This is a genomic window from Bradyrhizobium sp. MOS001, from assembly GCF_004634465.1.
Classification (GTDB): domain Bacteria; phylum Pseudomonadota; class Alphaproteobacteria; order Rhizobiales; family Xanthobacteraceae; genus Bradyrhizobium; species Bradyrhizobium barranii.
The window spans coordinates 1-10249 of the sequence record NZ_SPVJ01000090.1 but is presented as its reverse complement, the minus strand read 5'-3'; the positions used below and the strand labels follow the sequence as shown (position 1 = coordinate 10249).

Genomic DNA, 10249 nt, shown 5'->3' with positions numbered 1-10249 from the left:
AATGAGAACGCACGCGCGCTGATATCCATGATGGCCCGGAGCAAATGCTCCAATCAAAGGCCGGATACATTGATGCAAGACCACTCACCACCTGATCGACGAACCTCTTGCTACGCACGGCCGGACCATACATTCGGGTCAACGGGCGCTGTCCTAATCGCCGCCGGTCCCGTCCGATCTGCCGCGACAACCGGGCGATTTCAGAGCCCGTCCGGGCTTCGCGTTCGGGCCACAAGTCGACCCAGCAAGTTACCGCTCGCTCACCCGGCCTGTTTAACTTGGCTCGCGGCCCTTGGCTTGACGGGCAGCCCCTTGAGGCGAAGCGGTTGAAATTGGCGAGACCCCAAGGTCGCCTGGACGGTAGAAGCCAACGGCTCTCGCTTGTCAGGTCGGGGGCGAGCCTCGCCCGTAGGCTGGCGAAGAGTTCGGTTCGCCCAACTTCCATTTAGATTTGCCCCAGCATGCTGGTAAATCATGTGATTATGATGCATACACTTCCCGTCCAACTGGCTGGAAAATGCTGCGTGAGCTCTGAAAACAACCCCTTGAATATTGGTCCGCGTATCCGGCGTGCCCGCTTGTCCAAGGGGCTGCGAATGCGAGACCTGGCGCAGGTCGTCGGATGCGACGAGAGCATGATCTCCAAGATCGAGGCCGGGAAGGTCATGCCGTCGCTGCCGATGCTCGCCAAGATGGTCGACGCGCTCGACCGCGACATGGCCTCGTTTTTTGGCCTGCGGATCGACGACTACAAGCTGGTGCAGAAGCCCGAGGATCGGCTCAAGGTGCCTGTTGATGCGCTGCGCGGTGGCACGGGCGTCGTGTATGAGCGGCTGGTGCCGGTAGCCGCCGGAAATCTGCTCGAAGCCAATGTTCACGTGGTGGCCCCGGGAGGCGAGAAGATCGATCTGATTACCCATCAGGGCGAGGCCGTCGGCTATCTCGTGTCCGGAACCATCGAGCTCACCATCGACGACACCACCTATCTGATGACTGCAGGCGATTCCTTTTTCTTCAAGGCGTATCTGACCAACAGCTATCGCAACGTCGGGCCGGACGAAGCGCGGATCGTCTGGGTCAATACCCCCCAGGTTCACTGAGCCGAGCGATCAGGCTCACGGTGCATGAATTTCATGCATGTGGCGAAAACTGTAGCAGGCTGCTTCAAAGCCACTTCATTTCCTGCGCCCGCGCGAGCCTGCTTCGCAGTAAAACGAGCTGATCCGCTGGCTCTCGCACCCAAATGTTCCGAAAGACGAGCTGGCATAACGCTTGCTTAAACTCGGGCATGACTGTGATGCATGCCAACTGCCCCTGGCTGTATCGGATGTCGATGGGGCCCGACCACGTTGATGCGCTCCGGCATGGCCGTCGCACCGGCGAATAACGGCAGGCGAACCGCTGATGGCTTTCGTTTGGAAACGTTTGCTAGGCACCATCCCGAGTCTGATCGGCGTCGTCGTCCTGACCTTTTTCATCTCCCACGCCCTGCCGGGTGACCCGGCGGCGTATTTCGCCGGCCCCGCCGCGAACGCCGCATCGATCGAGAACATCCGCGCCACGCTGGGCCTCGATCGCCCGCTTCCAGTGCAGTTCGTGCACTATGTCGGTGACCTCGCGCAGGGCAACCTCGGCCGTTCGCTCACCACGGGACAGCCGGTGTTGACCGACCTACTCGAGCGGCTGCCTGCATCGCTGGAATTGTCGTCCTTTGCGCTTTTGTTCGCGATCAGCATCGCCATCCCGATGGGGGTGTGGGCCGCGACCCGCATCAACGGAAGCGTCGATCACGCCTGTCGTGCGCTGGTCACCGTGAGCGCCGCTTTCCCAACGTTCTTCGTCGGGCTGCTGTTCGTCTACATCTTCTATTTCCTGCTCGGCTGGGCGCCGCAGCCGCTCGGCCGCCTGAATGAGATCGCCTTCTCGCCGCCACCGCACATCACCGGGGCCTACACCATCGATGCACTCATCGCGGGCGATTGGCCGGTGCTCCGCGCGTCGTTGTCCCAGCTGATCCTGCCCGCGATATCGCTCGGCCTGTTCGCGCTGGCGCCGATCGCGCGCATCACGCGCGCGGCCATGTTGGAGGCGCTCGGCAGCGACTTCATCCGTACTGCGCGCGCCAGCGGCTTGCCGGTGCGCAAGATCCTGATGACCTATGCATTCCGCAACGTGCTGCTGCCGGTCAGCAGCGTGCTCGGTATGGTGTTCTCCTTCCTGCTCGGGTCCAACGTCCTGATCGAACAGGTGTTCGGCTGGCAGGGTGTCGGCGCCTACGCGGTCTCGGCCGTCATCGCGTCCGATTACGCAGCGGTTCAGGGCTTCGTCTTGATGATGGCGGTGCTTTACGTGCTGCTTAATCTCGCCGTCGACATTTTCGCGACGCTGGTCGATCCCCGCGTCCGGTTCGAGGGCTGAGCGATGAGTATAGTCACGCTCGCCCGCAACACAGGTTATGCCTTCGGCGAAAACCGCCTGACGCTGATGGCCGTGATCATCTTGGTGCTGCTGGCGCTGTGCGCGATTTTCGGACCTTACATCGCGCCGTACGATCCTCTGGTCACCTCCGCCACAACCAAACTGGCGCGGCCGAGCGCCCTGCATCCGTTCGGGACGGACGCGCTCGGACGCGACATCCTCAGCCGTGTCATCGTCGCGACGCGTCTCGACCTCGGGATGGCAGTCTCGGCAGTGGCGCTGTCGTTCGTGGTTGGCCTGGCGCTCGGCTCGCTCGCCGGCTATTTCGGCGGCTGGACTGACCGCATCATCGGCCGCGCCATGGACACCATCATGGCGTTCCCGCTGTTTGTGCTCGCCATGGGCATCGTAGTGGCGCTCGGGAACAGCGTCGCCAACATCATCATCGCCACGATGATCATCAATCTGCCGTTCTATTGCCGCTTCGCGCGCGCCGAGGTGAACGTGCGGCGCGAGCTCGGCTATGTCGAGGCGGCGCGCATGGGCGGCAACGGCTCGCTGCGCGTCCTGCTCAACCATATCGTCCCGAACGTCCTGCCGCCGATGATGGTGCAGGCTTCGCTCAACATGGGATGGGCGATCCTCAATGCCGCCGGCCTGTCCTTCATCGGGCTCGGAGTCCGGCCACCGACGCCGGAATGGGGCATCATGGTCTCGGAAGGCGCCAGCTACATCATTTCCGGCGAGTGGTGGGCCTTCATGTTCCCGGGCGCCGCTCTCGTGCTCGCGGTGTTCTCCTTCAACATGCTGGGCGACGGACTGCGCGATCTGCTCGATCCGAGGAAACGCGTGTAATGGCGCAGCTCGAGATCGACAATCTGTCAGTGGAGTTTCGCACCCGTCACGGCGTGGTGCGGGCGCTGGATGGCGTGAGCTTGTCGGTCGGCCGAGGCGAGATCGTCGGCGTTGTCGGTGAAAGTGGATCCGGAAAGTCGGTCACGGCCTACACCGTCATGGGCCTCAACGATGAGGCGGCGCAGATCACCAAAGGCAACATCACGATGGGCGGCATCGATCTTCTGGCGGCGCGCCCGGAAGCGATGCGCGAACTGCGCGGACGCGAGATGGCGATGATCTTCCAGAGCCCCCGCACGGCGCTCAATCCGATCCGTAAGGTCGGCAAGCAGATCGAGGACGTGCTGCAGGAGCATGCCGGGCTGCCGAGTCGTGATCTCAGGAAAGCGGCAATCGCAGCACTGGCGCGAGTCCGCATTCCCGATCCCGAACGCCGGGCGGAAGCCTATCCGTTCGAGCTCTCGGGCGGCATGTGCCAGCGCGTGATGATCGCCATGGCGCTGGCCTGCACACCGTCGGTCCTGATCGCGGACGAGCCCACGACGGGGCTCGACGTGACAACCCAGGCGGTGATCATGGACCTGATCAGGGACATGAGCCGCTCGACGCGGATGTCGACGCTGCTGATCACTCACGATCTCGGACTCGCCGGCGAATATTGCGACCGGATCGCCGTCATGCATGCCGGGCATATCGTCGAGATCGCGTCGACCGAGGCGCTGCTGGATCATCCGGCCCACCCCTATACACGCCAGTTGCTCGCCGCCACGCCCGTTCCGGAATCGCGTCTCGACGACCTCAACTCCATTCCCGGCCATCTACCCGATCTGCGCGGCGCGTTGCCGCCGTGCCGCTTCAGCGGACGCTGCGAGCTGCGGCAACTAATCTGCGACGAGGCAGAGCTGCCCTGGACCGAATTGTCGCCCGCGCATGTCGTGCGCTGCCGGTTTCCCCTGTCATGACGCCGCTGCTCGAAGTCAGGTCGCTGTCCAAATTATACCCGATCAAGCGGGCCTCGCGCGGCGCCCGGCTCCACGCGGTCGACGATGTGGATCTGACGATCGGCGCCGGTGAAAGCGTCGGCTTGGTCGGCGAATCCGGCTGCGGCAAATCCACCATGGTTCGCCTGCTTGGCCGGCTGATCGATCCCACGGCGGGCCAGATCCTGCTCGGCGGTGAGGATCTCACCGCGATTGCGCAGGCGAAGTTCGCGTCCTCGGCAAGCCGGCGGCGTATTCAGGTGGTGTTCCAGGACGCGACCGAAAGCCTGAATCCATCGTTCCGCGCTTTCCAGGCGATCGCCGATCCCTTGAAACGGCTACTCGGCATGAATAACGGTGCCGAGCTGGACAGCCGCGTGCGCGCCACCGCCGCGCTGGTTGGACTGCCAGAAGAACTGCTGCAGCGTTACCCGCATCAATTGTCGGGCGGCCAGCGCGCACGGGTGGGCATCGCGCGCGCCGTTGCGGTCGAGCCGTCGTTGCTGATCCTCGACGAGCCGACCTCGGCGCTCGACGTGTCGGTGCAAGCCGTAATCCTGCGGTTGCTCGCCGACCTGCGCGCACGGCTGGCGATGAGCTACCTGTTCGTATCGCACGATCTCAACGTGGTGCGGCTTCTCTGTTCGCGCGTGGTCGTGATGTATCTCGGCAAGATCGTCGAGATCGCGCCGGCGGAGGCGCTGTTCACCGCGCCTCGTCATCCCTATGCGCAGGCGCTGGTCGCCGCGATCCCGGATCCGGCGCGGCGTGGCGAAGCGCGGCCTCGACTCGACGGCAGTCCGACCAGCCCGATCGATCCGGACCCCAACGTCTGCCGCTTTTACGGCCGCTGTCCCAAGGGGGCCGACATCTGCACCAAGGCCATGCCGCCGCTTCGCGCGGTCGGCCCGGACCATTTCGCCGCCTGCCACTTCGCTCTTTCACCCGATGGAGGAACCGATGAGCGCTGACAATCAGATCTGCCGCATGGACGCCGCGACCGTCGCGGCTAGGGTCAGGAACAAGGAGCTATCCGCCGCCGAGGTCACCGAAGCCGTTCTGCGCCGCATGGAGAAGCTCGAGCCGCACATCCATGCCTTCTGCACACCGACGCCCGACGTGGCGCGCGCTGCGGCCGCGGCAGTCGACGCCAAGATCGCAGCCGGCAAGGATCCCGGCCTGCTGGCGGGCGTACCGATCGGAATCAAGGATCTCGTCGCCACCAAGGACATCCTGACGGTGATGGGTTCTCCGCTCTACCGGGACTTCGTGCCGGATGAGGACGACATCGTCGTCGAGCGGCTGAAGGACGCCGGCGCAGTCATCATCGGCAAGACCAACGTGCCGGAATTCGGCTACAGCGGCGTCGGCCACAACCCGGTTTTTCCGGCGACGCGCAATCCCTGGAATCTCGACATGACATCCGGCGGATCGAGCGCCGGCTCCGGAGCTTCGGTCGCGGCCGGCGTCGCACCTTTCGCAATCGGCTCCGATGGCGGCGGATCGATCCGCATTCCGTCCGCGCTTTGCGGGCTCTACGGAATCAAAGCCTCGATGGGGCGGGTGCCGCTCTACCCGGGTTGCCGGGATGAACGCTATCCCGGCGTCTCGAGCTGGGAATCGCTCGAGCACGTCGGCCCGATGAGCCGCACCGTGACCGACTCGGCGCTGATGCTGAAGGTGATCACCGGACCCGATCCGCGCGATCGCTATTCCATCCCGGCTGCCGACTTCGACTATGTCGGCGCCGTGAAGGAGAGCATCAAGGGCCTTCGCATTGCCTATAGCGAAGATTGGGGCTATGCGCCGGTCGATCCGGAAGTCCGTCGCGTCGTGTCTGAAGCGGTGCGCGTGTTCGAGACCGATCTTGGCTGCACGGTCGAGCGCGCTCATCCGGGATGGGAAGATCCGTTCCCTCATTTCTGGACCATCGTCGCCGGCGACACCGACCTCACCGGTATGCGCCGCATGATGAAGGGGCATGAAAAGGAAATGTCGCCGCACCTGGTCGGGCTGTTGCAGCGGCAATGGACCGCGGAAGAATTCACTGACGCCAAGATGATCCGGCAGATGGTCTGCAACCGCATGTGGCGGTTCATGGCCAACTACGACCTCCTGATCACGCCAACGCTCGCGGTGCCGGCATTCCCGCTCTACATGCAGGGGCCCGAGATCATCGAAGAGAAGATGGTCTCTACCGGCGATTGGCTCTGCTTCACCTTCATCTGCAATTTGACCGGCCAGCCAGCAGCGACCATTCCCGCCGGCTTCACCAAAACCGGTTTGCCTGTCGGCATGCAAATCATTGGTCGCCATCTGGCGGATCGTACCGTGCTCGCCGCCTCCGGCGCCTTCGAACAAGCGCGTCCGTGGGCTCACAAATGGCCGACACTGCTGGGCGATCTCGGCCTCTGACGCTGCCTCGACTTTTTCAACCGAAATCCAGAAAGGACGCACGATATGAAGTTCGATCGTAGTCTCGCTACAGCGGCGCTGCTCACAGCGTCCGTTGTCTGGCCCGGCGCTTCCGCACGCGCGGCCGAAATTGCCAAGGACACGATGGTGATCGTGTCCGAAATGGGCCCCAACGGTCTCGACACGATGGTGCCGACCGCCAACGATCACAGCCGCATGGTGGTGTGGCAGGCCTACGACCGGCTCGTCAGCCACGGCGAGAAAAAGCTGGCCGACGGCACGGTATCCTACGACGCCAAGGTCATGACGCCAGAGCTGGCCGAGAGCTGGGAAGCCAGCGAGGACGGCAAGACCTACATTTTCCATCTGCGCAAGGACGCGACGTTCCACGATGGCAGCCCGGTCACCGCCAAGGACGTCAAATGGTCGTTCGATCGCGCCATCGCCGCCGGCGGCTTTCCGGCGGTGCAAATGGCGGCGGGATCCCTGGTCAAGCCCGAACAGTTCACGGTGGTCGACGATCACACCTTCAAGGCGACGTTCGATCAGTTCAACAAGCTGACGATGCCTGACCTCGTCGTGCCGGTGCCCGTCATCGTCAATTCCGAGCTGGCCAAGAAGCACGCGACAGCGCAAGACCCGTGGGCGTTCGAGTGGGTGTCACGCAACGATTGCGGCGGCGGTGCCTACAAGGTGGAGTCCTGGTCGCCCGGCCAGCAGACTGTTTTTACCCGCTTCGACGCCTGGAAGTCCGGCCCGCTGCCCCAACTCAAGCGCGTCGTCTATCGGCAGATCGCCTCGGCCGGTACGCGTCGCGCGCTGCTGGAGAAGGGCGACGTCGATATGTCGGTCGGCCTTCCGCCGAAGGACTATGCCGAACTGGCAGAGCAGGGGAAGGTGACGATCATCGGCGTGCCGGTGCAGAACGACCTCGTGTTCGTCGATATGAATGTGAAGATCGCACCGTTCGACAATCCCAAGGTGCGCGAAGCGATCTCCTACGCCATCCCCTACAAGGAGATCGTCAGCTCCGCGCTCTATAACCGCGCCAAGCCGATGTTCGGTGGTGACCCTGACAAACCCTATCCCGACGCGACGTGGCCCGTTCCGATCAAGCATGGCCAGGATCTTGCGAAGGCCAAGCAGCTGTTGACCGAGGCCGGGTTCCCCAACGGCTTCAAGACCACGCTGTCGATCGATCTCAGCGAATCCACCGTGCGCGAGCCGACTGCCATCTTGATCCAGGAGGCGCTCAAGACGATCGGCGTCGAACTCACGATCGAGAAGGTCCCGGGCTCGAACTGGTTTGCCCAGATGGCCAGCAAGACGATGCCGATGGTCATCGCCGAATTCTATGGCTGGCTCGATTACCCCGACTATTTCTTCTTCTGGACCTTCCACGGCGGCAACAACTCCGTGTTCAACACTGCCAACTACGTCAATCCCGACCTCGACAAGGTGATTGACCAGGCGCGCTTCACCCGCGATCCCGAGATCTACAAGACAAGCCTGAACAAGATGGTCGACATCGTCATGACCGACTTGCCTCGCATCCCGCTCTACACGCGGTTTGCCGACTATGCGGTGCAGAAGAACGTCAAGGGTTTTGAGTACTGGTTTCACACGCATCCGGATTTCCGCAAACTCTACAAGGAATGAGAGGACGGCAAGCGCGCTCGAACGGGGGCGCTTGCCATTCATCGGGGAAACACCGTGCAAGACACGCTCGGCGCTTTCGTTCCAGGCCCCATCATCCAACGGGCGCCGCACGGCTCAGGGCCACTTTCGGGCTTGAGCTTCGCGGTCAAGGACCTTTTCGATGTTGCAGGCGGCGTGACCGGCTGCGGCAATCCGGACTGGGCTGCCACCCACGAGATCGCAAAGGCCGACGCCTGGGCCGTCGACGCTCTGCTGGGCGCCGGCGCCTCGCTGACGGGCAAGACCATCACCGACGAGATCTCGCTCGGGCTGCTTGGCATCAACAAGTTTTACGGCACGCCGCTGAACCCGCGCGCGCCGGACCGTGTACCGGGCGGCTCGTCGAGCGGCTCCGCGTCCGCTGTTGCCGGCGGCCTGGCTGATTTTGCCTTGGGTACCGACTCCGGCGGCTCAGTGCGCATCCCCGCGAGTTTCTGCGGAATTTACGGCCTGCGTCCGACTCATGGTCGTATCTCCATCGCCGGCATGATGCCCCAGGCGCCATCATTCGATACCGTTGGCTATTTCACTCGCGATGCCCTGACTTTCGGCCGGGTCGGCGCGGTGCTACTCGGAGAGCAGGCGCCCGATGTCTTGCCCAGCGAGATCGTCGTTGCGGCCGACTGTTTTGCCATCGCCGACGAGCCGGTAAGGCGCGCCTTGCAGCCGGTTGTTGATCGGATGCGCGATGCAGTGGCGATCACCGCGTCGCCATTGGCCGAAGGCGCGCTCCTCGACTGGGCGCGCCACCAGCGCATCCTGCAGAAGTGTGAATTCCACGCCACGTTTCGGGATTGGATCGATCGCGTGAACCCGCGCTTCTCGTCGGAGGTAGCCGGCGCGTTTGCCGACGAAGGCCGCATTGAATCGAGTGACCTCTCGGCCGCCAAGGCTTTCCGCGAGTGCGTATCGAAGCGGCTCAACGATTTGCTCGAGGGGCGCCGCATGCTGTGCCTGCCGACCTCGCCCATTCTGCCGATAGGCCGCGACGCGCGCCTGTCGGACATTCGCGCGGCGGTACAGCGGATTGTCGACCTGACCGGTATCGCGGGCCTGACGGGCCTTCCACAGGTCAGCCTGCCCGTCGCTACATCCGGCTCTATTCCGGTCGGGCTGTCCCTCATTGGCTGGCGCGGCGGCGATGCGGCATTGGTCGCAGCAGCGCGCACCCTGGCGCGGGAATTCTCGATTGGACTGGCATGACCGACATCAAGGAAGCACGGACGCTGACCCTCGAAGGCGCGCTTAAGGTGCTCAACGCGGCAATCGGCGAGGCGACCCGCATTGGACAGCCGATGTGCATCGCAGTGGTCGATACCGGCGGCAATCTGCTGGCGTTCGGGCGCATGGACGGCTCGAAGGGACTTAGCGTGACCTCGTCCATCAACAAGGCACGGACGTCGGCACTGTCTGGCTCGCCGACCGGCAGCGCTCACGCGGACGTGGAAATCCAGGTCACTCTCGCGCATGAAAATCGCTGGACCAATCTGATCGGTGGTCTCCCGATCCGCGTCGATGGGTTCATCCTTGGCGCCGTGGCGGCGGGCTCCGGATCAGGCACACAGGATCTCGCTGTCGCCCGGGCCGGTGCGGCCGCGATCCCGGGAGCAGACATGTGCGTCGATTTCACGCCGATGGGCGCGGAAGACACCGGGATCATCAGGGGGGCGACGCTTCAGCCGAGGATTTGAAGCCAGCGGTCGGTCTGCGCACGACGACATAGGCCAAGGGGCGGAAGAGAGCCAAAAGTGATTGCTAGGCTCGGTGGAGCAATGTCTGCACTGGGTCTTGGGTGTGTGCAAACGGATAGGTCGGCACGCGGCCGTGGTCGCCAATCGTTGCAGGCGGCCGATGTCTCGCGTCGGAGCGTCCAATGACTGGCC

Annotated in this window: 9 protein-coding genes; all 9 read left to right on the top strand. The window is 63.6% G+C overall.

The window, feature by feature from the left end; translation table 11 throughout:
• The first annotated feature begins 524 nt into the window (after positions 1-524).
• Positions 525-1100, top strand: a complete 576-nt coding sequence (locus CT676_RS42105; protein ID WP_167768341.1) for a cupin domain-containing protein — start codon at positions 525-527, stop codon at positions 1098-1100.
• A gap of 301 nt (positions 1101-1401) precedes the next feature.
• A complete protein-coding gene (locus CT676_RS42100) occupies positions 1402-2418 on the top strand; it encodes an ABC transporter permease (protein ID WP_167768342.1) in 1017 nt (338 codons plus the stop codon).
• Between the two features lie 3 nt (positions 2419-2421).
• Entirely contained in the window at positions 2422-3273 is an 852-nt protein-coding gene (locus CT676_RS42095) for an ABC transporter permease (protein WP_028159866.1), read from the top strand.
• A complete protein-coding gene (locus CT676_RS42090) occupies positions 3273-4235 on the top strand; it encodes an ABC transporter ATP-binding protein (protein WP_135217170.1) in 963 nt (320 codons plus the stop codon). Before CT676_RS42095 ends, CT676_RS42090 begins: the two co-directional genes overlap by 1 nt.
• Positions 4232-5224, top strand: coding sequence for an ABC transporter ATP-binding protein (locus CT676_RS42085; protein WP_028152373.1), 993 nt, complete (start codon positions 4232-4234; stop codon positions 5222-5224). The genes CT676_RS42090 and CT676_RS42085 overlap by 4 nt, the downstream gene beginning before the upstream one ends.
• A complete protein-coding gene (locus CT676_RS42080; RefSeq protein WP_135217169.1) occupies positions 5214-6668 on the top strand; it encodes an amidase in 1455 nt (484 codons plus the stop codon). The genes CT676_RS42085 and CT676_RS42080 overlap by 11 nt, the downstream gene beginning before the upstream one ends.
• A gap of 45 nt (positions 6669-6713) precedes the next feature.
• Positions 6714-8327 carry an ABC transporter substrate-binding protein gene (locus CT676_RS42075; RefSeq protein WP_028159863.1) on the top strand — a complete coding sequence of 538 codons (1614 nt, stop codon included), beginning with the start codon at positions 6714-6716 and terminating at the stop codon, positions 8325-8327.
• Positions 8328-8381: 54 nt separating this feature from the next.
• A complete protein-coding gene (locus CT676_RS42070) occupies positions 8382-9569 on the top strand; it encodes an amidase (RefSeq protein WP_063984042.1) in 1188 nt (395 codons plus the stop codon).
• Positions 9566-10057, top strand: a complete 492-nt coding sequence (locus tag CT676_RS42065) for a heme-binding protein (RefSeq protein ID WP_063984041.1) — start codon at positions 9566-9568, stop codon at positions 10055-10057. Before CT676_RS42070 ends, CT676_RS42065 begins: the two co-directional genes overlap by 4 nt.
• Positions 10058-10249: the final 192 nt, after the last annotated feature.

Bases quoted from the DNA above. Each gene is read 5' to 3' on its own strand.
- CT676_RS42095 (WP_028159866.1), top strand. From the start codon at position 2,422: ATGAGTATAGTCACGCTCGCCCGCAACACAGGTTATGCCTTCGGCGAA.
- CT676_RS42090 (WP_135217170.1), top strand. From the start codon at position 3,273: ATGGCGCAGCTCGAGATCGACAATCTGTCAGTGGAGTTTCGCACCCGT.
- CT676_RS42075 (WP_028159863.1), top strand. From the start codon at position 6,714: ATGAAGTTCGATCGTAGTCTCGCTACAGCGGCGCTGCTCACAGCGTCC.
- CT676_RS42080 (WP_135217169.1), top strand. From the start codon at position 5,214: ATGAGCGCTGACAATCAGATCTGCCGCATGGACGCCGCGACCGTCGCG.
- CT676_RS42065 (WP_063984041.1), top strand. From the start codon at position 9,566: ATGACCGACATCAAGGAAGCACGGACGCTGACCCTCGAAGGCGCGCTT.
- CT676_RS42085 (WP_028152373.1), top strand. From the start codon at position 4,232: ATGACGCCGCTGCTCGAAGTCAGGTCGCTGTCCAAATTATACCCGATC.